The following is a 24,060-nucleotide window of genomic DNA, read 5'->3' as shown; positions in this document are numbered from 1 at the left end:
CCTTCCCGACCCTCCTGCGCACCTGTCGGCGCGTAGGAGGGGCACGGACCACCAGCTCTCGCCCACCACCACGTACCGTCGAACGGAACCCCGAACCCCGTGATAGAGCTGTCCTGCCATGCCCTCCTGGCCTCCGGGCCCTGGGTGGACTGGTTCCCTGGCGGTTCCCCCGGCACCGGAGCTCTCGCTCTGCCGGAACGCGGCGGGTCTGCGGCCCGAGAGAGATGTCTCGGGCCGCAGACCTCCGGCCGCGCCGGCCTTGCCCGGCGTATCCGCTGTAACGCGATCAATGCGCGATGAGCGCTTTGAGGGCGATGTTGAGCTTCAGGACGTTCACCCGCGGCTCACCGATGAAGCCGAGGATCCTGCCGTCGGTGTTGTCCGCCACCAGCTTCTCGACCTGCTGGGCGTCGAGCTTGTTGAGCGCGGCGACCCGGTGGACCTGGAGCTCGGCGTACTCGGGCGAGATCTGCGGGTCGAGGCCGGAGCCGGAGGAGGTGACGGCGTCGGCCGGCACGTCCGAGGGCTTGACCTTGAAGTCCGCCGTGGAGTTGTCCTTGACGACGGCGGCCTTGGCCTCCGTCACCCACTTGATCAGGTCCGCGTTGTCGCCGGAGCGGTTGGTGGCCCCGGAGAGGATGAGCGAGTACTGGGTGTTGACGGAGTTGGTGCCCAGTCCGTTGGACGGCCGCGGCTGGAACCACTTCAGGTCGGGCGCGGGAGTCTCCTCGCCGTTCTTCAGCGGCAGGTTGTAGGTCTGTCCGATGAGGCTGGAACCGACGACCTTGCCGCCGTCCTTGATCTCCGAACCGTTGGCCTTGTTGTGGAACAGGCCCTGGGCTATGCCGGTGATCAGGAGCGGGTAGAGCACGCCGCAGACCAGAGTCAGGACGAGCAGCGCGCGCACCCCGGCTCCGAACAACCGCACGGTGTTTCCAAATGAGTTGTTCACGACGTCACCCGATGCCAGGGATGAGGGAGATGAGCAGGTCAATGATCTTGATGCCGATGAACGGGGCGATCAGGCCGCCGAGTCCGTAGACGGCCAGGTTGCGGCGGAGCATCTTGTCGGCGCCCATCGGCTTGTACCGCACGCCCCGGAGGGCGAGGGGCACCAGCGCGATGATGATCAGCGCGTTGAAGATGACCGCGGACAGGATCGCGGACTGCGGGCTGTGCAGGCCCATGATGTTGAGCTTGTCCAGGCCGGGGTAGGCGACCGCGAACATGGCGGGGATGATCGCGAAGTACTTCGCGACGTCGTTGGCGATGGAGAACGTCGTCAGCGCGCCACGGGTGATCAGCAACTGCTTGCCGATCTCCACGATCTCGATGAGCTTGGTGGGGTTGGAGTCCAGGTCCACCATGTTCCCGGCCTCCTTGGCGGCCGAGGTACCGGTGTTCATCGCCACGCCCACGTCCGCCTGCGCCAGCGCGGGAGCGTCATTGGTGCCGTCACCGGTCATCGCGACGAGCTTGCCGCCCGCCTGCTCCCGCTTGATCAGCGCCATCTTGTCCTCAGGAGTCGCCTCCGCGAGGAAGTCGTCGACGCCGGCCTCCTCGGCGATCGCCTTGGCGGTCAGCGGGTTGTCACCGGTGATCATGATGGTCTTGATGCCCATCCGGCGCAGCTCGTCGAACCGCTCCCGCATGCCCTCCTTGACGACGTCCTTGAGGTGGATGACGCCCAGCACGCGGGCGCCCTCGGTGTCCTCGACAGCGACGAGCAGCGGCGTACCGCCGGCCTGGGAGATCGCGTCGGTGAGCGCCTGGGCGTCCTTGGCGACGACTCCGCCGCGCTCGTTGACCCAGGCGATGACCGAACCGGCCGCGCCCTTGCGGACCTTGCGGCCGTCCACGTCCACACCCGACATGCGGGTCTGGGCGGTGAACGCGACCCAGTCGGCGCCCTTCAGCTCACCCTGCTGCCGCTCGCGCAGCCCGTACTTCTCCTTCGCCAGCACGACGATGGAGCGGCCTTCCGGCGTCTCGTCGGAGAGCGAGGAGAGCTGAGCGGCGTCGGCGAGCTCGGCGTCCGTGGTGCCCTGGACGGGTACGAACTCCGATGCCTGGCGGTTGCCGAGGGTGATGGTGCCGGTCTTGTCGAGCAGCAGCGTGGAGACGTCACCGGCGGCCTCGACGGCACGGCCCGACATCGCCAGCACGTTGCGCTGCACCAGCCGGTCCATGCCCGCGATGCCGATCGCCGACAGCAGAGCGCCGATGGTGGTCGGGATGAGGCAGACGAGGAGCGCGACCAGCACGATCATGGACTGCTTCTGGCCGGCGTAGATCGCGAACGGCTGGAGCGTGACGACCGCGAGCAGGAAGACGATCGTGAGCGACGCCAGCAGGATGTTCAGCGCGATCTCGTTCGGCGTCTTCTGCCGGGAGGCACCTTCCACCAGGGCGATCATCCGGTCGATGAACGTCTCGCCCGGCTTCGTCGTGATCTTGATGACGACGCGGTCGGAGAGCACCTTCGTGCCACCGGTCACCGCGCAGCGGTCACCGCCGGACTCCCGGATGACCGGGGCCGATTCGCCGGTGATGGCCGACTCGTCGACGCTCGCGACGCCCTCGACGACGTCCCCGTCACCGGGGATGACGTCGCCGGCCTCGCAGACCACCAGGTCACCGATGCGCAGCTCGGCACCGGGAACGCTCTCCTCCACGCCGCCGTTGAGCCGCCGCGCGACGGTGTCGGTCTTGGCCTTGCGCAGGGTGTCGGCCTGCGCCTTGCCGCGGCCCTCGGCCACCGCCTCCGCCAGGTTGGCGAAGATCGTGGTGAGCCAGAGCCAGGCGGCGATGGCCCAGCCGAACCAGTCGCCCGGGTTGGTGAACGCGAAGATCGTGCTCAGCACGGAGCCGATCTCGACCACGAACATCACGGGGGACTTGACCATCACCCGCGGGTCGAGCTTGCGGACCGCGTCCGGGAAGGACCTGATCAGCTGCTTGGGGTCGAACAGGCCCCCACCGACGCGTGCGCCGTCGGGCTGGTGACCGGTGGGCACATCATGGTGCGGGGCACGGGTCGGAGTGACAGTGGACATCGAGTCCTCTTGCTTCAGACGAGTGGTCATGACCCCAGCCCCTCGGCGAGCGGCCCCAGCGCCAGCGCGGGGAAGTAGGTCAGGCCAGTGACGATGATGATCGTGCCGACCAGCAGCCCGGTGAAGAGCGGCTTGTGGGTGCCCAGGGTGCCCGCGGTGGCCGGGACCGGCTTCTGCTCGGCGAGCGAGCCGGCCAGCGCCAGCACGAACACCATCGGCAGGAACCGGCCGAGCAGCATCGCGAGCCCGATCGTGGTGTTGAACCACTGGGTGTCGGCGTTGAGCCCGGCGAAGGCCGAGCCGTTGTTGTTGGCGCCCGAGGTGTACGCGTACAGGATCTCGGAGAAGCCGTGCGCGCCCGAGTTCGTCATCGACGTCATCGGGGTCGGCAGCGCCATGGCGGCGGCGGTGAAGCACAGCGCCAGCGCCGGGGTGATGAGGATGTAGCACGCCGCGAACTTGATCTCGCGGGTGCCGATCTTCTTGCCCAGGTACTCGGGTGTGCGTCCCACCATCAGGCCCGCGATGAACACCGCGATGATGGCCATGATCAGCATGCCGTAGAGGCCGGAGCCGACACCACCGGGAGCGATCTCGCCGAGCTGCATGCCCAGCATGGTGATACCGCCGCCGAAGCCGGTGAACGAGGAGTGGAACGAGTTCACGGCGCCGGTCGAGGTCAGTGTGGTCGCCACCGCGAAGATCGACGAGCCGCCGACACCGAACCGGGTCTCCTTGCCCTCCATCGCACCACCGGCGATGTTGAAGGCCGGGCCGCCGTGGTGGAACTCGGTCCACATCATCAGCGCGGTGAAGCCGATCCAGATCGTCACCATCGTGGCGAGGATCGCGTAGCCCTGCTTGACGCTGCCGACCATCTTGCCGAAGGTGCGGGTGAGCGCGAAGGGGATGACGAGGATCAGGAAGATCTCGAAGAGGTTCGAGATGCCGTTCGGGTTCTCGAAGGGGTGCGCCGAGTTGGCGTTGAAGTAACCGCCACCGTTGGTGCCCAGCTCCTTGATGGCCTCCTGGGAAGCCACCGCGCCGCCGTTCCACTGCTGCGAGCCGCCCATGAACTGGCCGACACCGTGGATGCCGGAGAAGTTCTGGATCGCGCCGCAGGCGACCAGCACGATCGCACCGATCACCGCGATCGGGATCAGGATGCGTACGGTGCCGCGCACCAGGTCGGCCCAGAAGTTGCCGAGCTCACCGGTGCGGGAGCGGGCGAAGCCGCGTACCAGGGCCACCGCCACGGCGAGGCCGACGGCCGCCGAGACGAAGTTCTGCACCGCGAGGCCGCCGGTCTGTACGACGTGGCCCATGGCCTGCTCGCCGTAGTACGACTGCCAGTTGGTGTTCGACACGAAGGACGCGGCGGTGTTGAACGCCTGGTCCGGGTCGATCGCGGAGAAGCCGAGCGAACCGGGCAGGCTGCCCTGGATCCGCTGCATCACGTAGAGGAAGAGGACGCTCGCCGCGGAGAAGGCGAGGACACCGCGCAGGTACGCGGGCCAGCGCATCTCGGTGGACGGGTTGGCGCCGATGGCCTTGTAGATCCACTTCTCGACCCGCAGATGCTTGTCGGAGGAGTAGACGCCGGCCATGAAGTCGCCGAGCGGACGGTATGCCAGTGCGAGCGCGGCTATCAGCGCGAGCATCTGGAGCACACCGGCGAGGACGGGGCTCATATCTGGACTCAGAACCTCTCCGGGTAAAGAAGGGCGAGGACGAGGTAGCCCAGGAGGGCGACGGCCACGACGAGGCCGACGATGTTCTCGGCGGTCACAGCTTTGCCACCCCCTTGGCGATGAGAGCCACCAACGCGAACACCGCGATCGTGGTGACGACGAAGGCCATGTCGGCCATCGTGTGCTCCTAGAAGAGTCGGAATCTCTGACCCTCTGAGCAAACCTCCTGAACAGGCCGCTTCGTCTTTCGTTGATGCGTCCCTTACGGCCACTGGCACGCTTTTGACGCCTCTCTTACGCACCCGGCCTCACCTGCGGAAAAGCCGGTGCAGAGGGCTGCGCACGCCGGATTCCGGACGCCTGCTCCACCGCTGGGGCGCCCCGCTCCACTGCGCGATCCTGACGTGTCCCTGAGGCGCCGGCGGTGGCCGTCGGGCCGGGCCCTGGTCAAACGCACCGGTCCGGCCGCCACCGACACCGCGGTCCGGCCACTGCTGCAGTTCACGGTGGCGGACGGGCGGGTGGTGGAGATCTCCTCACCGGTTCCCGCGTGGTGGCTCACTGGTCGGACGGGGCCGCCAGGCGGAAGCGGAGCCGGCAGATGACGGCGTCCGTGTCACGGCGGACGGCGTGGGCAACGACCGCGCCGCGCTGGTTCTGCAGCAGGCGCTGCCACATGTGGGCGGGCTCGACCTCCGGGATGAGGACGGTGATCCGGGTGCCGGGCTGGTCGGCGGCCATCCGACGGACGAGGGCGGCGACGGGGCGGCCGACGGAACGCGTGGGGGACGGCAGGTCGCGCAGTTCGACGCCGGGCGACCACAGCGCCCAGTCGCGGTGCAGGGCCTCGGTGCGTTCGCGGTCGTCGGGGTCGGTGACGGTGACCGCGATGACCTCGTCGCCCAGGGAGACTGCGGCGGTCAGCGCCTCGCTGGTGAGACGGGACAGCGACGCCACCGGGACGATGATCACGGACCGGTCGCGGTGCGGGGCGTCGGGAATGAATCCCAGGCCCAGCCGGCCGGCGATGCGGACATACGCGCGGTGGACCGCCTCGAAGAGCAGGACGAGGAGCGGCAGCGCCAGCACGATCATCCAGGCGCCCTCGGTGAACTTGACCGACGTGGTGATCACCGCGGCGACACCGGTCAGCACGGCCCCGAAACCGTTCAGCGCGGCCTTCGCCCGCCACCCCGGCGATCGCTCCGCGCGCCAGTGGCGCACCATGCCGGTCTGGCAGAGGGTGAAGCCGACGAACACTCCGATCGCGAAGAGCGGCACGAGCGTGTTGGTGTCACCGCCCGAGAACACCAGCAGCAGCGCGGAGACGGCGGCGAGCGCCAGCACGCCGTGCCGGTGGACCTGACGGTCGGCCTTGAGGCCGAAGACGTGCGGGAGGAAGTTGTCCCGGGCCAGCAGGCCCATCAGCACGGGCAGCCCGCCGAACGAGGTGTTCGCGGCGAGCGCGAGCAGCACGACGGTCGCGAACTGGACGACGTAGAAGGCCCAGTTGTGGCCGAGCGAGGCGTCGGCGAGCTGGGCGAGTACGGTCACGCCCTCGACCGGCTGGAGGTGGAAGCGGCCGATGAGGACCGACAGGCCGATCAGCATGACGCCGAGCAGCCCGCCCAGCGCCACCTCGGTGCGCTGGGCGCGCTTGCGCGCCGGAGCACGGAAGGACGGGACGGCGTTGGCGACGGCCTCGACACCGGTCAGGGCGGAGCACCCCGCCGCGAACGCCTTCATCAGGAGCAGCGCGCCGACCGTGGTCGCGTTGGCGCCCAGCGCGGAGGCGTGGCCGGCCGCGGCCTCGGTGCTGGCGGGGGCGTCCCGGAACAGCCCGACGACGATGATCGTGAGGATGGAGCCGACGAAGACCGCGGTGGGGATGATGAACGCCCGGGCCGAGTCGACGATGCCGCGCAGGTTGACGGCGGTGACGAGCACCAGGACCGCCAGGCAGATCCACACCCGGTCGCCGTACAGGGCGGGGAACGCCGAGGTGAGTGCGGCCACTCCGGCGGTCACCGACACGGCCACGTTCAGGACGTAGTCCAGGATCAGGGAGGCCGCCGTCACCAGGCTGGTACGCCGCCCCAGGTGCCGCTTGGCGACCGCGTACGAGCCGCCGCCGTCCGGGAAGGCCGCGATCACCTGGCGGTAGGAGGCGACGAGGACGGCCAGCAGGCCGGCTATCGCGAGGGTGACGGGAAGGGCGAACCCGAGCCCGTACCCGCCCGCCGCGGCCAGCACCAGGACGATGGCCTCGGGGCCGTACGCCACCGACGCCATCGCGTCCAGCGACAGGGCGGCCAGCCCTTGCAGCGCGGTCAGCTTGTGCTGCTCCTGAGTTGGGTCCGGGGGTTCCCCGTCGGATGCCTCGAGAGTCGGCTCGCTGGTCAGAACGGACATCGTGGTCGTACCTCCATGGTGTGGATACCCAGCGTGGAGGCGGCTCCCGGAGCCGATGCGCGGTCCGTACGCGGTCCTGACGCCGAACGACGCCTTCTTGACGCTTTCCTGTCACCGTTCTTCACCCCCGCCATCAGAAGGCCGTCAAGAGCCCCGGGGCCCGCGTCAGCGATGTGTCAACGGCCGCTGTCGGCGCCGCGGCCGCTCCTACCGTCTGCCGCATGGGACGCGCAGACGAAGCCGAGGACGTACTGGCCCACGACCGGACCTGGGAGGGCGAGGCGTTCACCGCGCTGTCCTCCTCGGCGGCGGTCCTCGCGCTGCTGCTGGTCATGGACTGGGGGTCGGGCGGGCTCGACACGACCCGCGCCGTGCTGTGGACCGCGCTGGCGGCGCTGCTCTACGCCGTCCTCCATCCGCCCCGGGTGACCGCGGGCCACGGATGGCTGGCGGTCGGCGGACCGCTGCGCGAACAGCGCGTCCGCACCGACTGTCTGGTATCGGTGCGCCGCATCGACGGCGTCGCCACCCGCCTCGTGCTGCGCGACGTGTACGGCAACCGCGTGGAGTTCAACCCGAAGGTGCTCGCCTCGAACCCGGCCCTGTGGCTGCTGGTCAATGCGGGGGCGTGCCGCTCCTGGGAGAGCGGCACGCTGCTCTGTGGCTGGACCGAGGTGGAGGCCATGGCGGCGCGGTACGGAGTGGGCCCGTCGCTGAGTGCGTGAGTCCGGCCGAACCGGGGACGTGACCGAGGGTGCTTCCGTCCGGGCGATCGACGTTAAAAATCCATCAGCGATGCATCAAAGCACGGTGTTTCGACGTGCGGCGTGTCTAGCGTCGGCCGTATGGGACGGCGAACCGCACGCTCCGCTCCGCTGAGCGGGGCCTATTCCGCGGACTCAGGATGGACGAGCGCCCGCGACCGCTTCTGGGCCGGAGAGCTCCGGTCCGCGGCGGGCTGCGCTTGTGCGCTCTTCGCCGTGCTGACGCTGGCCGACGCCTGGAAGGGCCAGCTCACCGCGCCGCGCGCCGGGATCTGGGCGGCGCTGGCCGTCCTGCTGTTCGCCGTTCTCGCACCGGCGAGGGTGTCGGTGGACCAGGAGTGGCTGGTCTCGCGCGGACTGCTGCGCCGCCGCCGGGTCCGCACGGACCACCTGGCGAGCGTGCGCTGGCACCAGGGCACGGCTCCCCGGCTCGTCCTGCGGGACACGCTCGGTGGCGTCGTCGAGCTGAACGCACGGGTGCTCGTCGACAATCCGCTGCTGTGGATCGCGCTGGACGCCGGTGTCCGCAACTCCCTCGGCACCGGGACCCTGCAGAGCGGGTCAGGTGATCTGCTGCGGGCGGCGGAGCAGATCGACGGGGCCGCGGCGCGGGCCACCTTCCGCGCATCGGGGCTGGAGTAACGGGCTCCTTCGGCCGCTCACGTCAGCGGAACTCCGCGAGACGGGGGCGCATCCCGAGCGCTGAGGACGGCTCCTTCGCCCAGTTCCTGCGGTTCTTCCTCTTCGGACAGGGCGAGGTCGCACCCGTCACCCGCGACGTACTGCGCGAGGCCGAACCGGACCGCGACCGCCGACCCCGCGTCCACGTCGGCTGAACCCCGGCCGGCCCCTCGTCCGCCCTGCCCTCTCGTCCGCTCGGCCCGGGCGAGGAACGTGTCAACGTTGCGTCACCGGCCCATGGGCGGAGATCAACGTTGTGTCACGAGCAACCCCGCACAGACACCCACCGCCTAGGATCGAACGCAATCGAACTGTGAAACGGGGGAAACAGTCGGATGGAAGGGGCACGCCCGGAAGTGGCCGCAGTACTGGATGTCGGGTGCCACAGCGCGTTGCTGGCAGTGGTCCGGCGGCGGCCCGGTGGGGGATTGAAGCCGGTCTTCTCGTACAAGACGCGGCTGCGGTTGCACGAGTCGCTCGACCGAAGAGGCCGCATACGCGAGGCGGGAATCACCAGCGTGCAGCGCGCGGTGGCCGAGGCGACGGCCGCCGCCCGGTTCGGCTGCCCGTCGGCGGTGTTCCCCTTCGCGACCTCCGTCATCCGGGACGCGCCCAACCGGGAAGAGATCATCGCGCGGGTGGCCCGTGCCACCGGGACCCGGCTGCGGGTTCTGCCCGGCGAGGAGGAGGCCCGCCTGGCCTATGTGGCGGCCCGGCAGTGGGCGGGCTCCGGGACGGGCTCGCTGCTGATGCTGGACATCGGCGGTGGCACCGTGGAGATCGCCTCGGGCCGCGGAGAGCAGCCCCGCAGCACACTTTCGCTGCCGCTGGGCGCCCGCCGGATCACCCGGGACTGGTTCCCGGCCGGCACCCTCCCGTCGGCGGGGCGTCTGCAGGAGATCCGGGAGTACCTCAGCCATACCCTGGGGGCAGTGCCCGACCTGCCGGTGGCCTCCCGGAACGGGCGCGTCGTCGCCTGCTCCAAGACCTTCGAGCAGCTCGCCGAACTGGCCGGATCCCCATCCCCGGACATGAAGCCTCATGCCGGGCAGCAGCTGACGCTGCCCCAGTTGCGCGGATGGATCCCGGTGCTGGCCGCAGCGGACCCCGCCCTGCTCACCCACCTGCCGGGCATCTCCCGGCACCGCGCGGGACAGTCCCTGGCCGGAGCTCTGGTCGCCGAGGCCCTCCTCTCCGCGTGCGAGGCCAAGAGCGTCGACATCTGCCCCTGGTCCACCCGGGAGGGACTACTGCTGGAACGTCTCGGCACGGCCTCCGCGGCACCCCGGCACGACCTCCCTCTCGTCGGCTGAACTGCGGCTTACCCTCCCCGACGTTGTCGGGGTCTTCCGCGACCCCGCGAGGAGAACCGTCAAGAGTGTGCCTGTGGCTGTGGTGCCGGGCACCGACCCTGGTCGTCCCGGCCCGCCACGGTCCCGGCCCGTGGATGCACCATCGACCTGCTCACAGGGTCGGGGCACCTGTGCCCGCTTGTCATCGACCTGATGGCCGCGGGCTGTGCGTACGCTTCAATCGCCGGCTTCAATCTCCGGCTTCCCTCGCTGGAACCGGCCGCGAGGAGAAGGAATGCCGCCATGCGCAAGTACGCGCCCTACTTGATCATCGCAGCGCTCCTCAGCTGGGTCACCGCCATCGTCCTGCTCATCGCGCTCGACCCGAACCACGGCGCCGGCACACCCTGAACCGACCGCGTACGCGTCCTGACGGCTCCCGCCGCTTGGAGGATCCCGCCGTGCCCATCATCCACAAGCTCCGCAAGGCTGGGCGTCCCCTCACCGCCGAGCGGGTGCAGATCCTCAAGTCGAGGACTGCATGACGACCTGCTCACCCTCTCCGTTCGGTTCCTCAAAGTTGGCCAGGTAGCGGTTGAACAGCGCCGCACCAACGGTGACAGCGTTGGCGCCTTCCACACCGCTCCGTGCTTCGAGGCGGCGCTCCAGCGTCGTCCGGTGGGCCTTGAGGTGGCGAACCCATGACGTCAGAGCGCACTGGCTGCGCCTCGAAAGGCCTCGGCAGCTACGCCGAGCCCGCAGGGTCGCAGCGCTTCGCTGCCGCCCTCGCGCCACGAACGACGCCACCGCTCCAACGGCCGTGCAGACCGCATACCGAAGGGATCATCAACGGTCACGACGCCGAAAAGGTCAGTAGCTGACGGTCTGCAGCATGCCGGGGCCGTCACAGCAGCGTCCGCCCTGTCATCTCCCGCCGGCGACCGATCCAACCGTGGCCCCACACAGCCCTCCAGACCCACGTTCTCCACGCTCATCAGCGTCGGCGATTCGGCCAAGGCCGCGCCGGGCAGGGCCCCGGGCGCCCCAAGGGTGGATGCACTCCGCATCTTGTGCCGCGCGCGCGTTCGTACGGAATCCACTCCGGCTCAAACACGTGTGTTCGATATCGCGGCCTGCCTCGTTGACCCCGGTAGCGCCGAACCGATGACAACGACCGTGCAGGAGGACAGCAGTTGACCTCGATCGACACCCAGGACACACCCGCCGCCACGCCCCCGCCTCCCCCACCGGCCGAGATCACCTACACGGGGGAATACTCCGTGAACCCGCTCGGCGAAGTCTCCTTCCGCAAGCTGTGCGAACAGCTCCCGTCAGTCCTGCGACGCATCGTCGCCATGTCCTGGGACATGGACCGTCGGGCCGTCCTCCTGCTCCTGTCCTGTCAGCTCGTCACCGGAGTGGCCGCAGCGGTCCTCCTGACCGCGACCGCCAAGGCCATGCGCCCGATCCTCGGCAGCGGTGCTGTCGCTGACCGGCTGCACCAGGCCCTGCCGGCCCTGCTCGTGGTAGCTGCCGCCACCGCGCTCACCCGCGGGGCCGGCGCCCTGGCCACCTACGCGGAGCGGCGGATCACACCCAGGCTCACCACCGCGACGGACACCGCACTGGTCGAGGCGGTCTGCCGCGTAGAAGCGGCGGCGTATGCCGTGGACGGGTTCGCCGATCGTCAAGAGGCCGCTGAAATGGGGGTGATGCGCACGCATGTCATGGTCGCCGACGCCCAGCGGTTCCTGTCGGCCCTGGTCAGAATGATCAGCGCGAGCGCCGTCCTGTCGGTGCTGAACGTGCTGATGCTGCCCCTGCTCCTGCTCGCGGTGCTTCCCGCCGGCGTCGGCGCGGTGCTCGCCGCACGGGTGGACTACGAGATCCACTACGCGAACGTCGGGGACCGCAACGTGCGGGGCATGATGCGGTGGTGGTCCACCACCCCGAAGTACGGCGATGAAGTCCGCGCCAACGGAATGACCGACTACCTGTTGTTCTGGTACCGATCGCTGTCCGAGCGGGTCGACGAGCGCACCCTGGCCGCCGCTCCCCGCACGCTGCGGATCGCCCTGGTGTCCTCGCTCGTGGGCGGGGCATTCCTCATTGCCACTTGGGTCGCTCTCGCCTGGATGGCCGTGACGGGCCGGGTCGCGCTCGCCATCGCCGCCACAGCGGTCGTCGCCGTCCAGACGACCCTGGCCGCGCTCTCGCAGGTCATCCTCAACGGAGCCGCCGTTTTCCACACCAGCCTGTACCTCAGCGACATGCAGGCCTTCCTCGACGACGCGGCAAAGAAGGCCCCCAAGCGCGGCGAGCTGCCCATGCGCGCACCGGTGGACGAGATCCGGCTGGAAGAGGCCACCTACCAGTACCCCGGCAAGGACAAGCCGGCCGTCGACGGCGTGTCCCTGACCCTGCGACGCGGGGACATCCTCGCGATCGTCGGCGTGAACGGCTCAGGCAAGAGCACCCTGACCCGCCTGATCACCGGCATCTACCTCGCCGACAAAGGCCGCGTCACCTGGAACGGCTCGGACCTGGCCGCCGTCGATCCAGCAAGCGTCTGGGCCTGCACCGGACTGGTCCCGCAAATCTTCGCGCAATGGCCCCTACGGGTCCGCGAGAACGTGACACTGGGGCAGCCCCGCACCTTCGACGACTCGCCCGTATGGAAAGCAGTCGACGCGGTCGGCATGCGGGAAGCTGTCGAAGACCTGCCTCACGGACTCGACACGCTCCTCGCCAGGGAAGTCTTCGGCGGCGCCGAACTGTCCGGCGGCCAATGGCAACGACTTGCCTGCTCACGAGCGCTGTACCGACGACCCTCCCTGCTGATCCTCGACGAACCCACCTCCCAAATGGACCCACGAGGCGAGCACCAGATCTTCGAAGAGATCAAATCCATCTCAGGGGACCGCATCACGATCGTCGTCACTCACCGGCTGGAGAACACGAAGGTGGCCGACCACATCGTGGTCATGGAACACGGCCGCATCACCGAGCAGGGCCACTACGACGACCTCGTGCACGCCGGTGGCACCTTCGCCGAACTCCTCCGACTTGCCCAAGACCGGTAGCTGGTCGTCAGCCAATGCCTAGGATCCGCGACGGCGGACCAGGAGCCGTGCGCGGCCGTCGGGGACCGCGACCACGGGCGGGCGGCCGACCAGGTTGTATCCGGAGGCCATCGACACGTGGTAGGCGCCGGCGACCGGTACGGCGACGAACGTTCGCTGCGCGCTCCGCTTGACGGACACCACGTCGTAGAGCGCGACTCCGGCAGGTCCGACGACCGCTCGGCCGGGTTCGATGGTCAGCCGTGGCAGCGGCAGCCCCGATCGGGCGCAGCCGTCGGCCAGTTCATGGCGGATCCGGTCCGCGAGCGTGGTGATGTCGAGCGCGCTCTCCCCCGGCCCGTACGGAACCGCGTGTCCGCCACCGAGGTCCAGTTCGGGCAGCGCGACGCCGTGCAGACATGAAGGGCCTCCTCAGCCGATCAGCAGGTTCACGCAGGACACGACGGCCGCGATGCCGGCCACGCGCAGGACACCGACGCTCTGCGGATCCCAGGAGCTCCAGGACCCGGAGGTGCCGTCGGAGAGCGGAACGGTTCAGGTGCGGGTCAGTGCGGCGGTGATGAAGCGGGCGGCGCGGTCCAGGGCCGCGTCGGCCTCGTCCAGCAGGCCCTCGAAGGCCTGGAAGACGTGGGGGACGTCGGCGGTGATGTCGAGCTGGACGTCGACCCCGGCAGCGGCCGCCCGGACGGCGAACCGGGTGGAGTCGTCCAGCAGGACCTCGTTGGAGCCGGCCTGGAGCAGCAGCGGTGGCAGCCCGGTCAGGTCGGCGTGGAGGGCCGGGCTCAGCAGCGGCTGGTCGGGGTCCTGTCCGGCCAGGTAGTGGGCGAAGACGGTGGTCAGGTCCGCGCGGGTGAAGAGTGGGTCGGCGTCGTGCTTGGTGGTCATGCTCTCGCCCGAGCGAGTGGCGTCCAGGCCCGGGGAGAAGGCGACCGCGGCGGCCGGCATCGGCAGTCCGGCCTCGCGGGCGGTGAGCAGGGTGGTGATGCTGAGACCGCCGCCGGCCGACTCCCCGGCCAGGACGATCTGCTCGGCCGGAACGCCCTGGTCGAGCAGGTCGCGGTAGGCGGCGAGGCCGTCCTCGACGGCAGCGGGGAAGGGGTGCTCGGGGGCGAGCCGGTAGTCGACCGAGACGGCGCGGACGCCGGTGCGGCGCACCAGCGCGGCGGTAAGTTGCAGGGCCGTGGCGGGTGAGCCGAGGACCCAGCATCCGCCGTGGAAGTAGATGATCGTCCCGGTGGCGGGGCTGCCCTCGGGCTCGACGGTCAGGGCGGGACGGCCGCCGAGGACGGAGGGGGTGACGGTCACCCCGGCCGGGGCCGGGCCCGAGGTCATCTGGGTTTCGAAGTCCTTGCGCAGTTGCTCCGGCGGGAGGCTGCCGTCGAACGGGGCCTGCCGCATCAGGGTGTCGATTGTCGCGCGCTGTGCCTTGCTCATGCGATCCTCCAGATGAGTGCTGTTCTTCACTAGGAACTATATTCCTAGGAATATCATTCCCGAGAATCTGGAGCAGAGTGTGACCGACCTCACGCAGGTGTTCATGGATCTCGTCCGCTACGAGACCAGGCTCTACAACGCGCTGGGCGAACGACTGCGCGCCGAGCACGGTCTGACGATGGGCCAGTTCGAGTTCCTGCGCATCATCGACAGTCGGGACGCCTGCCGGGTCAACGACCTGGCCGAGGAGGCCGCCATCACCGTCGGGGCAACCAGCAAGGCGGTGGACCGCTTGGAGGCCGCCGGCTGGGTGGTCCGGCGACCCAATCCCAGCAACCGCCGCTCGTCACTGCTGGAACTGACCCCCGATGGCGGCACGCTGCTGGCCGCCGCCACGCCCACTTTCGAGGACGGGCTGCGCTCCTGGCTCGCCGAGCCGCTGACGTCCGGCTCGCTGGAGCGGTTGGCCTCCACCGTCGCCCTGCTACGCAGGACGCTGGAGGACGCCTCGGCGGGAATGCCTGCCGGCTAGCAGCGTGTCCCAGCAATGGGCTACCCGCCCGTGTTTCGCGATCATTCGTGCGGGAGATGGTGGTCTGCGTAGTGGGGACGGGTTGTTCGAGGTCGAGCCGGCCGAAAGAGTCGGTCGCAGGGCCGTGGGGCGGTGGTGGACAGGCGGTTCCGGGCGTTCGACCCGCACCACGCGGACGCATCCCGGCGAACGCCGCCCTCAAGGAACGGATGGGCCGCAAGCTGCGGACCACACCAGGCAAGGCCGCCTACTGCCGCCGCAAGCCCATCGTCGAACCGTCCTCGGACAGATCATGACCTGCCACAACGGCGCCTAGCTTTCCGGTGCGGGCGGTTCCCCGATCGGGAACAGGATCGGGGAGAGCAGATGCTGACTGCGGTCCGGTGACGGCTCGTTACGCAGCTGGGCCACGATCGCGGCACGCATCCCACCGATCATCTCGGCGAGTTCGTCCTGGCTGAGCCACAGCGCATGCTGCCGGTAGCCCACCGAGTCGGCGGCGGGGTCGGCGTGGTCACGCTCGAGATAGACGTTGAACTCGGCGTCCGCGACGTCCTCGACGCGGCGGGCAGCGGAGCGTAGAAACGCCCGGGCGGCGTACGCCGACGCGGTGTCGGGTACGCCGCCCTGGGGCGGGAGGAGTTGCGGGAAGGGGCCCGCGTCGTCATGGCGGTTACTTGGGGTCCTGGTTGAACTTCGAGGTCGACCAGAAGTATCCGAGTACGGTCAGGCCCAGGCTCCAGGCGATGGTGAGCCATCCGTTGTTGCCGATCCCGGTGCCGAGCAGCAGGCCGCGCAGCGTCTCGATGGCCGGGGTGAAGGGCTGGTATTCGGCGATCGGCTGGAACCAGCCCGGCATGGTGTCGATCGGGATGAAGGCGCTGGAGAAGAGCGGCAGCAGGATCATCGGCAGTGCGTTGTTGCTGGCGGCCTCGGCGTTCGGACTGATCAGGCCCATGCCGACGGCGATCCAGGTGAGCGCCATGGCGAAGAGCACGAGCAGCCCGAACGCCGCCAGCCACTCCAGGACGGTGGCGTCCGTGGACCGGAAGCCGATGGCCATGGCGACGGCGCCGACGAGGACCACACTCATGACCGACTGCAGCACGCTGCCGACGACGTGCCCGACGAGCACCGAGCCACGGTGGATCGCCATCGTGCGGAAGCGGGCGATGATGCCCTCGGTCATGTCGTTGGAGACCGACACCGCGGTCCCGACCACGGTTCCGCCGATGGTCATCAGCAGGATGCCCGGGACGATGTAGGCGATGTAGTCGGAGCGGTCGGCGCCGCCGCCACCGATGCCCGCGCTCATCACATCGCCGAAGATGTAGACGAAGAGCAGCAACAGCATGATCGGCGTGAGCAGCAGGTTCAGGGTGAGGGACGGGTAGCGCCGGGCGTGCAGGAGGTTGCGGCGCAGCATCGTGTTCGAGTCGCGGACGGCGAGGGAGAAGGCACTCATCGGACGGTCTCCTAGGACTGGTTGGGGACGTTGTTCCCGCCGGTCAGGGCGAAGAAGACGTCGTCGAGGTCGGGGGTGTGCACGGTCAGCTCGTCCGCCTCGATCTCGGCCGCGTCCAGCCAGTCGAGGATGACGCGCAGCTCGCGCTGACTGCCGTCGCAGAGGATCTGCAGCGCCAGCGCCTCGTCGTCCCGCGTGACCTCACGCAGGGCGACGGCGGCGGCCTGGTACACGGCCGGATCGGAGAACCGCAGCCGGACATGACCACCCGGAATGAGCCGCTTCAGCTCATCCGCGGTGCCCTCGGCGGCGATCTTCCCGTCGTTGAGCACCGCGATACGGTCGGCGAGCTCGTCGGCCTCGTCCAGGTACTGGGTGGTGAGGAAGACGGTGACGCCGTCGGAGACCAACTCGCGGATGATCCCCCACATGTTGTGCCGGCTGCGCGGGTCGAGACCGGTGGTCGGCTCGTCGAGGAAGATGATCCGCGGGTTCCCGACCAGCGTCATGGCGATGTCGAGGCGCCGCTTCATACCGCCCGAGTAGGTGGAGGCCGGCTTCTTCGCCGCCTCCACCAGATCGAAGCGCTCCAGCAGCTCGGCGGCGACCCGCCGCCCCTCCTGCTTCGGCAGGTGGTGCAGATCCGCCATCAGGAGCATGTTCTCCTCACCCGTGATCAGACCGTCAACGGCCGAGAACTGCCCGGTGACACCGATCGCGGCACGCACCGCCTGCGGATCGGCGGCCAGGTCGTGGCCCCCGACCTGGGCCTGACCGCCGTCGGCGGTGATGAGCGTGGAGAGGATCTTGACGGCGGTGGTCTTGCCGGCGCCGTTCGGGCCGAGCAGCGCGAAGACGGTACCCGCCGGGATGCGCAGGTCGATCCCGTCGAGCACGAGCTTGTCGCCGTAGGACTTGCGCAGGCCGACGGCGGAGACGGCGGCGGGCGGCTTCTGACCGTCGCCACTATTGGGCATGGGCATGACAGATGAAGGCATGGGCCTCTCCCGATCGAAGGCTGGAACGAAGCAACTGGATGAAGTGACTGGAAGGGAGTGCTGGAAGGAGCGCTGGAAGGAGTGCGGGGCGGACTGTCAGGCGCGGGCGCGGCGGATGTCGATGTTGCCCCAGCGGGTCCGGGCGCGGACCTCGACGGTGTCCTCGGTCTTCTCCGGAGCCTCGGAGGCGTCGAGCGCGTTGCGTACCTGCCCGCGGCCGGAGCTGACGTCGAGCCAAGCCGCGGTGCCCGCACGGATACCGATGTCGATGGCGCCGTAGTTGGTCTCCAACTGGACGTTCCCACGGGCGACTTCGGCGACGCGCAGGGTGCCGTTCGCGGTGGTGGCGGCGACCGAGCCCTCGGCGCGCTCGATGGTGATGTCGCCGTTGGAGCCGCTGACCCGGAGGTCGCCGGTCGCGGTGCCGACGGTCGTGGTGCCGTGCGAGTTCTTCAGGACGGCGGTGCCGTTGACGGTGCCGACGCGCAGGCTGCCGGAACTGGTGGTGACCTCGGCGGAGCCCTCGACGTGGTCCACGGTGATGGAGCCGTGGGACGCGGTCAGGTGCAGCGGCCCGGTCGTGTCGAGGCGGACGTCGCCGGACGAGGTCTTCACGCGGACCTCGCCGAGCCGGCCCTCGCCGAGCACCTGGGTCCAGGAGCCGGTCATTTCGACGCGTGAGCCGGTGGGCAGCTCGACCGTCACGTCGACGGCGCCGGTGGCCCCGACGAGATAGCGCGTCTTGGGTGTCCTGATGGTCAGGACACCGCCCGAGTAGGTGACCTCGGTCTGCTCGGCGGCCCGTACGTCCTTGTCCTTCTTCGGGTCGCGGGGAGTCACGTCCACGACGGTGTCGGCGCGGTCGGCCGCGGCGAACTGGATGGATCCCGCGTCCACGCGGGCGTTGACCGAGATCGGCTGGGGAGTGTCGAAAGCAGGCATGGCTGTCCCGTCCTCTTGGGTCGTCCTGGGTTTTCGTGGCGTCCCCGCTGGTGGGACGTGGTGTGAGTGGAAGTGTTCTGAAGGGCTGGTCAGTGCACCCAGCCCGTGAAGCTCTGGCCGATGGTCCTGGTCTTCCCGGGAGTACGGGGGGTGGTGGCGTCGCCCGTGTCGACCGCGGCCGACACGACCCGTACGAGCCATGCGTTGACAGAGAGGCCCTCGCGTGCCGCGGCGTCCTCGGCACGGTTCTTGAGATGGGCGGGCAGGCGCAGATTGACGCGGGCGGTGCCGCCCTCGTCCGTGTCGGCGGGGACCGGGGCCGGTGCGGGCGCCGGTGCGTCGAGGGGTTCGCTCCGGTCCTCGTGCTGCGGCAGCATCACGACGAAGTCGGGGTCGAGACCGCGCAGTCGTACGTCGACCGAGCCGGGGGCGAGTTCACGGGTGACCTCGGCCATGGCGGCGGACAGCACATTGAGCATGGTCAGGCGGGTGGCCGACTCCAGCGGCGCGGTCAGCCGCTCGGCGAGCTCGCGGGCTTCGTCACCCCCGGCTTCGGCGGCCACCGCCAGTTCCCTGCGGAGTGTTTCGACGTACGGCGTGAGGTCCATGACGCAATAGTGGCACCACTATGGCGCCATTGGCAAGCACAAAGGCGCCACCCGTGGCGCGTGGCATGGCCGAGGAACGACAGACAGGTACGTCATTGCAGGTCAAGGGCGTACGGGAGAGGGCGGGGGTTCATGGCGCCAGATTGTCGCGGAGTGGCGCCAAGCGGTGCCATCGCTCCTTGCCAGTCGGTGGTCACCGTTCCGGGAGTGAGCGCGGGCACGGCCACGGGCGTCCCGCCGCGGCGCAGGGCGACGGTGGTGTACAGACCGCGCCCTGCGGCCGACTTGCCGGCGGCCGGCTTCCGCGCCGCCGACTTTCCGGGAGGCCGGCAGGCCGCACCCGGATGGCGCCGAACGGAATGCCGTCGGCGGACGCCCGTGGTGTGCTGGCTCCGGCGCAGGCCGTCATCGGGGCGGCGGGGAGGAACCGGAAAAGCCACACGGAGGAGACCCCCATGGCGATTTTCATCCAGGCCGAATTGGCAGGCGTGACGACCGCACAGTACGACGCCCTGAACGCCAAGCTCCAGGCCTTGCCCGGTGACACGTTCAAGGGCTGTATGTCCCACGTCGCCATCCCGACCGGCTCGGGGATGCAGATCTTCGACGTCTGGGAGTCCGAGGAGAGCATGCGGACGTTCTCGGACCTCCTCATGCCGGCCGCGCAGGAGCTCGGACTCCCCATGGGCGAGATGCCGAAGGTCTCGCCGGTGCACGACTACTGGGTGCCCGAGGCGTAAGCGGGCATCACCCGAACGGCGGAGACCGTCGGGCCGGCGTCGTGGCCGCCCTTCCAGGCGCTTTGCCGGTCCGGAAGCCTGTGCCCAGGGCGTGCGCCCGGAAGCCCGCGCCCAGGACATGTACCCAGGACGGTCGGGGACCCATACTCAGGTGCACACCACAGCGGAAGGCGGACCCGGACGGGATCCGCCACCGATCACCTGCGGGACCATGGATCTTCTGCCTTTCGACCGGACGCACGCGGTCATGGTGGCCGGCTGGCCGCTCACCCCCGCAGAGGTGTCGATGTGGTGCGGCCTGCGGGAGTTCCCCCTGCCCGCGCGCACGGTCGAGGCCTGGCAGCAGGCCGACGACGTCCGGGCGCATCTGCTCGTCGACGGCGAAAGACCCATCGGCTACGGGGAGTTGTGGATCGACGCCGAGGAGCAGGAGATCGAGCTCGCCCGGATCATCGTCGCCCCCGACGCCCGCGGGAATGGTCACGGACGGACCCTGGTCCGCGAGCTGCTCACCCAGGCACTGCTGACGGGTCATACCGCCGTCTTCCTGCGCGTGCACCCCGACAACGACCGCGCCCTGCGGTGCTACCGGGCCGCCGGCTTCGCACCGGTCGACCCCCGCCTCGCCGAGAGCTGGAACGCCATCCAACCGGTTGCCTACGTATGGCTCCGGTACGACCACGCGACACCGTGACGCGCCGCACTCCCCCACCCACGCGGCTCATGGGCGAGACCAGCCATCGGTGCGCGACAATCGACGAGTGCCCGGCTACCCCTCCCTCACCGCACTCGACACGCTGCTCGCCGCGCTGCCCGGCGTAGGAGAAGCCCGCCGGCGGCAGCTGGGCATGGTGCGGCGGGAACTCGCGGCGGCGCTGGAGCGGGACGCGCTGCCGGTGACGGCCCGGCGCAACCTGCGACGGCTGCTGGAGACCGCAACGTTGGAGACCTACCTGCGCCTCGCCGAGTCCGGCGCGCTGCGCCACCGGCTCGTCGGCGGACGGCGCCCGCCGACCTCCCCGCCCACCAACCAGGCCCGCTACGACTGTCTGAACCTCGCCCGGCAGGCACTGGGCCTGCCCCGACTGCCGCTCGGCGGCGGCACCCCGATACTGCGGCCCACCCCCGAGTCAGGTCAGCTCGCCGCGCTGCGGCGGCAGCTCGGCCAGGACCTCGGCGGCCACCTCTCCCCCGGCCGGATCCGGCTGACCGCCGTACTCGCCCTGCTGCTCGACACCCGATCACGGTCCGGCGAACTGACCGTGCAGCGCGTCACGCATCTCACCGGCGACGACAGCCGCCCGCACACCGGAATCCATTCGCGGCGGCAGCCGCAGCACGGCACCGGCGTCGCGACCGAGAGCGAATGGCTGCCGCTGTCGGACCTGAGCCGGGCCGCACTCGACCGGTGGCTGCCGCTGCGCGCCGATCTGATGAGCCACGCGCACGGCACCACCCGCCTGTGGGTGAGCCTCCGCATGAACCACGCGGGCACCCTGGACGACGACGGCCGGGCCACCCTGCGGCCGGCCGGGATGCCGCTGGAGGAGAACGGACTGATCACCTCCTACCGCGCCGGGCGCTCCCGGTACGAGGAACTGCGACGGCTCCTGCCCCCGAAGATGGAGCAGCTGCGCCGGGCCGCCGAGGACCAACACGCCGCATCACAGGTGTAGTTCCGCGCTGCGGTTCTTCCTGGGCGTGACCTCGTGAGCCGCCTCGCTGTGAGCCTCGCCGTAAGCACTGCCGTAAGCCCCGCTCCCCCGCTGCTTGTTCGGTCCTTTCCTCAAGGACAATGGGGAAGCCAAAGGGCTTGTTATTACCATACTATTGCCACGGACTCATCGTTGACGGTGCCGGCCTCAGCCGAGGTAGTGGACGCAGACGTTGAGCGGATCGCCCCAGCCCGTGTGGATCCTGACGATCACCGCGCTGTTGAGCACGGTGACGCCTTCCGAGTAGACGTGTGCGTCGTTGGCGCCCTCTCCATGGAGAACGCCCTCGGAGGCGGAGGCGACGACGGGCTGTGACGCCGTGACCGGCGCACCGAACCAGGTCAGCGGCTGTTCGTCGCGGACCCCCGTCCAGCAGAGGGTCGCCGCCGGCGACCCCGCGGCCGAGATCTGCTTGCTGACCAGGACAGGAGCCTTCGGGGCGGCCGACGCCACGGTGCCCGCAGAGGCCGACGAGGCGAAGAACCCGCCGCCGGCCATGAGCCCCACGGTCGCCGACAACGTCATCAATCGGTGCGACTTCTTCATGATTCCCCTTCCATCGGAACTGAGCGCGGATGCGCTGAGGTGCGGATGCCTCGCAGGGGTGTCCCCTCATCCGGATCGGTGGGAGAACGCCTCGCGACGACCGTTCCGATAGTGATCCGACCGCGAAGATCCAGGTATCCCCAGCTTTAGGGGGTTGACGCGGCCGTGGCCGGACGACCCGGCAGCCACCGCCCCTGACCTCACCCCCTACGCTGGAGCCCGCCACGTCGCGGACACGGAAGACCGCCGGAAGACCGCCGGACGGCAGACGGACGACAGCCGGGCGACGCGCGACGGAATTGAACAGGATGGGACGGAGCAAGGGTGACGACGGGGGACACGAACGGCGGCGAACTGGTCGGCACGGTCATAGCCGGGCGTTACCGGGTGACCGCGCAGCTGGGCCGGGGCGGCATGGGCGTCGTCTGCCGCGCGGTGGACGAGGTGCTGGGCCGGGAGGTCGCGGTCAAGGTCCTGCGCGCGTACAACGACGCGTCAGGACCCGAACTGGCCGACCTCCGGGCCCGGATGCAGCGCGAGGCGCGGGCCGCCGCCCGTATCCGTCACAGCGGTGTCATCACCGTGCACGACGTGACCGAGGAGCAGGGACTGCCGGTCATCGTCATGGAGTTGATCCAGGGCCCCTCCCTCGACGACGTGCTGGCGGAGAACGGCGCGATGGATCCGCGCGAGGCCGCCGCGATCGGCGCCAAGGTGATGGACGCGCTCGACGCGGCGCACCGGGCCGGGGTGCTGCACCGGGACGTCAAGCCCGGCAATGTGCTCCTCGACCGCAGTGGGCGGGTGGTGCTCACCGACTTCGGCATCGCCAGTGTGGAAGCCCCCGACGAGGACGCGATGACCAAGCTGACCCAGGACGGGGTCATCGTCGGTTCGCTCGACTTCCTCGCGCCGGAGCGCGCCAAGGGCCAGGAGCCCGGCCCCGCTTCGGACATCTGGGCGCTCGGCATGACGCTCTACGCGGCGGTGGAGGGCGGTTCGGCGTTCCGCCGCACCTCCGTCTGGTCCACGCTCAACGCGATCGTCGGGGACCCGCTGCCGGAACCCCGGCAGTCCGGCCCGCTGGCGCCGGTGCTCCTCGCACTGATGTCCAAGGAACCGGCGGACCGCCCGTCCGCCGACCAGGCGCGCCGGATGCTGGAGACGGTCGCCGCCGGGAGCGGCACGAGTGTGCCGCCCGCGTCCGTGGCGGGAGCCGCTCCGCTGCGCCGGCCGGTGCCTCCGGCCGTCGCGGGAGCGGGCAACGCATCCGCCGGGCGGCCGCCCGCACCCGCCGCGTCTCCCGCGGAAGCGGCGCCGCCACCCGGAGCCGCCGGATACCGGCCGTCCGCCGGCCTGGGCGGCTCGGGCGGTCCTCTCGTCTCCCCCGCCGGTGGCAGGGAACGGCGCACCGAGCCGCTCCCCTCGCGCCGTCGTAACCGCGGCCGCATCACCGTCGCGGCGGCGGCCGCCGCCGTTGTACTGGCCGGCGGCGGACTGGCGTACGCCCTGGTGGGAACGGGTGATTCGGGCGGTGCCGGGCAGCAGAACCACGCGGCCGGCTCCAGTGGCACCCCGCAGGGCGAGGCCAACATCGCGGGCGAGAAGGCCGATGGAAAGACCGGCAAGAAGACCGGCTCGAAGTCCCCGGGAGCGTCCGCGTCCTCCTCTCGCACGTCCGGAAAGCCCACGAAGCCGTCCGGCGGCACGAGTCCGGGTGACGCCGGCAGCCCTTCCGCCTCCGGCAGCAAGGCCGGGGGTGCGCCGTCGTCGCCGGCGGCCCCCAGCACGTCGGCGAGCGCGGTGTCGAAGAGCTGCACCGGATGGACCCACCAGGACCCGCATCCAGGCACCTACGGCTACATGACCGGCAGCTTCCACCTCACGACCGGCCCGTACGCGGTATGCCCGGACGTGGCGATGGCCAAGTCGGGAGCGAAGGTCTTCTACCACTGCTTCATCCTCAACGCGTACGGCCACACCTGGACCTACGTGCGGATCGACGGCACCAAGACCGCAGGCTGGATGTCCAACGACAACCTCACCAAACAGAAGGGCCCCGCCTACCACTGCTGAGCCTCTGCCGGGGCCCGTCCCCGCT

General features: G+C 69.9%; 20 protein-coding genes and 2 pseudogenes. 10 read left to right on the top strand and 12 right to left on the bottom strand.

Going from position 1 to position 24,060, the window contains the following annotated elements; translation table 11 throughout:
• Nucleotides 1-286: 286 nt before the first annotated feature.
• The 5 genes from C8250_RS35830 to C8250_RS35810 all read right to left on the bottom strand — a co-directional run bounded on the left by C8250_RS35830 (nucleotide 287) and on the right by C8250_RS35810 (nucleotide 7,159).
• On the bottom strand, nucleotides 287-952 hold the full coding sequence (locus C8250_RS35830; protein WP_138352476.1) for a potassium-transporting ATPase subunit C: 666 nt from the start codon (nucleotides 950-952) through the stop codon (nucleotides 287-289).
• Between the two features lie 4 nt (nucleotides 953-956).
• On the bottom strand, nucleotides 957-3,086 hold the full coding sequence (gene kdpB, locus C8250_RS35825; RefSeq protein ID WP_138352475.1) for a potassium-transporting ATPase subunit KdpB: 2,130 nt from the start codon (nucleotides 3,084-3,086) through the stop codon (nucleotides 957-959).
• Complete coding sequence (gene kdpA, locus C8250_RS35820) at nucleotides 3,083-4,747, bottom strand: potassium-transporting ATPase subunit KdpA (RefSeq protein ID WP_138352474.1); 1,665 nt, start codon at nucleotides 4,745-4,747, stop codon at nucleotides 3,083-3,085. Before kdpA ends, kdpB begins: the two co-directional genes overlap by 4 nt.
• Nucleotides 4,748-4,755: 8 nt before the next feature.
• The gene (gene kdpF, locus C8250_RS35815) at nucleotides 4,756-4,845 is read right to left on the bottom strand and encodes a K(+)-transporting ATPase subunit F (RefSeq protein ID WP_078075662.1); all 90 of its coding nucleotides are present in this window, start codon (nucleotides 4,843-4,845) and stop codon (nucleotides 4,756-4,758) included.
• Nucleotides 4,846-5,305: 460 nt separating this feature from the next.
• Nucleotides 5,306-7,159, bottom strand: a complete 1,854-nt coding sequence (locus C8250_RS35810) for an APC family permease (RefSeq protein ID WP_138352473.1) — start codon at nucleotides 7,157-7,159, stop codon at nucleotides 5,306-5,308.
• 221 nt (nucleotides 7,160-7,380) lie between these two features.
• On the opposite strand from C8250_RS35810, the gene C8250_RS35805 reads away from it, so the two are divergent.
• From C8250_RS35805 to C8250_RS35790, 4 genes are all read left to right on the top strand, one after another.
• A complete protein-coding gene (locus tag C8250_RS35805) occupies nucleotides 7,381-7,884 on the top strand; it encodes a hypothetical protein (protein WP_244809585.1) in 504 nt (167 codons plus the stop codon).
• 120 nt (nucleotides 7,885-8,004) lie between these two features.
• Nucleotides 8,005-8,565: a hypothetical protein gene (locus tag C8250_RS35800; RefSeq protein WP_244809583.1), complete on the top strand. Its 561-nt coding sequence runs from the start codon at nucleotides 8,005-8,007 to the stop codon at nucleotides 8,563-8,565.
• Nucleotides 8,566-8,960: 395 nt separating this feature from the next.
• The gene (locus tag C8250_RS35795) at nucleotides 8,961-9,917 is read left to right on the top strand and encodes a hypothetical protein (RefSeq protein WP_244809581.1); all 957 of its coding nucleotides are present in this window, start codon (nucleotides 8,961-8,963) and stop codon (nucleotides 9,915-9,917) included.
• Nucleotides 9,918-11,089: 1,172 nt separating this feature from the next.
• On the top strand, nucleotides 11,090-12,979 hold the full coding sequence (locus tag C8250_RS35790) for an ABC transporter ATP-binding protein (RefSeq protein ID WP_138352471.1): 1,890 nt from the start codon (nucleotides 11,090-11,092) through the stop codon (nucleotides 12,977-12,979).
• An 18-nt stretch (nucleotides 12,980-12,997) separates the two neighbouring features.
• Here the strand turns inward: C8250_RS35790 and C8250_RS35785 are convergent.
• A pseudogene (locus tag C8250_RS35785) lies at nucleotides 12,998-13,372 on the bottom strand (diaminopimelate decarboxylase); the annotation flags it as partial.
• A 141-nt stretch (nucleotides 13,373-13,513) separates the two neighbouring features.
• Entirely contained in the window at nucleotides 13,514-14,413 is a 900-nt protein-coding gene (locus C8250_RS35780) for an alpha/beta hydrolase (protein WP_138352470.1), read from the bottom strand.
• A gap of 79 nt (nucleotides 14,414-14,492) precedes the next feature.
• Between C8250_RS35780 and C8250_RS35775 the strand changes: the two genes are divergently transcribed.
• Complete coding sequence (locus C8250_RS35775) at nucleotides 14,493-14,945, top strand: MarR family winged helix-turn-helix transcriptional regulator (protein WP_138352469.1); 453 nt, start codon at nucleotides 14,493-14,495, stop codon at nucleotides 14,943-14,945.
• 161 nt (nucleotides 14,946-15,106) lie between these two features.
• A pseudogene (locus tag C8250_RS35770) lies at nucleotides 15,107-15,255 on the top strand (IS1182 family transposase); the annotation flags it as partial.
• A gap of 363 nt (nucleotides 15,256-15,618) precedes the next feature.
• On the opposite strand, the gene C8250_RS35765 reads toward C8250_RS35770, so the two are convergent.
• From C8250_RS35765 to C8250_RS35750, 4 genes are all read right to left on the bottom strand, one after another.
• Nucleotides 15,619-16,410, bottom strand: coding sequence for an ABC transporter permease (locus tag C8250_RS35765; RefSeq protein WP_138352468.1), 792 nt, complete (start codon nucleotides 16,408-16,410; stop codon nucleotides 15,619-15,621).
• Between the two features lie 11 nt (nucleotides 16,411-16,421).
• Nucleotides 16,422-17,408: an ATP-binding cassette domain-containing protein gene (locus C8250_RS35760; RefSeq protein ID WP_138352467.1), complete on the bottom strand. Its 987-nt coding sequence runs from the start codon at nucleotides 17,406-17,408 to the stop codon at nucleotides 16,422-16,424.
• A 96-nt stretch (nucleotides 17,409-17,504) separates the two neighbouring features.
• On the bottom strand, nucleotides 17,505-18,350 hold the full coding sequence (locus C8250_RS35755) for a DUF4097 family beta strand repeat-containing protein (RefSeq protein ID WP_138352466.1): 846 nt from the start codon (nucleotides 18,348-18,350) through the stop codon (nucleotides 17,505-17,507).
• 89 nt (nucleotides 18,351-18,439) lie between these two features.
• A complete protein-coding gene (locus C8250_RS35750) occupies nucleotides 18,440-18,958 on the bottom strand; it encodes a hypothetical protein (RefSeq protein WP_138352465.1) in 519 nt (172 codons plus the stop codon).
• Nucleotides 18,959-19,413: 455 nt separating this feature from the next.
• Here C8250_RS35750 and C8250_RS35745 point away from each other — a divergent pair, with 455 nt between their 5' ends.
• From C8250_RS35745 to C8250_RS35735, 3 genes are all read left to right on the top strand, one after another.
• Entirely contained in the window at nucleotides 19,414-19,698 is a 285-nt protein-coding gene (locus C8250_RS35745; RefSeq protein ID WP_138352464.1) for a hypothetical protein, read from the top strand.
• Nucleotides 19,699-19,909: 211 nt separating this feature from the next.
• Nucleotides 19,910-20,392, top strand: coding sequence for a GNAT family N-acetyltransferase (locus tag C8250_RS35740; RefSeq protein WP_187145123.1), 483 nt, complete (start codon nucleotides 19,910-19,912; stop codon nucleotides 20,390-20,392).
• 67 nt (nucleotides 20,393-20,459) lie between these two features.
• Entirely contained in the window at nucleotides 20,460-21,374 is a 915-nt protein-coding gene (locus C8250_RS35735; protein ID WP_244809579.1) for a hypothetical protein, read from the top strand.
• A 186-nt stretch (nucleotides 21,375-21,560) separates the two neighbouring features.
• On the opposite strand, the gene C8250_RS35730 is transcribed toward C8250_RS35735, so the two are convergent.
• Nucleotides 21,561-21,959: a hypothetical protein gene (locus C8250_RS35730; protein WP_138352461.1), complete on the bottom strand. Its 399-nt coding sequence runs from the start codon at nucleotides 21,957-21,959 to the stop codon at nucleotides 21,561-21,563.
• Between the two features lie 324 nt (nucleotides 21,960-22,283).
• Here C8250_RS35730 and C8250_RS35725 point away from each other — a divergent pair, with 324 nt between their 5' ends.
• Entirely contained in the window at nucleotides 22,284-24,035 is a 1,752-nt protein-coding gene (locus C8250_RS35725) for a serine/threonine-protein kinase (protein ID WP_138352460.1), read from the top strand.
• The last annotated feature ends 25 nt before the right edge of the window (nucleotides 24,036-24,060 follow it).

This window comes from Streptomyces sp. So13.3, from assembly GCF_005860785.2.
Taxonomy (GTDB): domain Bacteria; phylum Actinomycetota; class Actinomycetes; order Streptomycetales; family Streptomycetaceae; genus Actinacidiphila; species Actinacidiphila fildesensis.
Note: the sequence above shows the minus strand (reverse complement) of the source record. Positions and strands in the feature narration are given on the sequence as shown.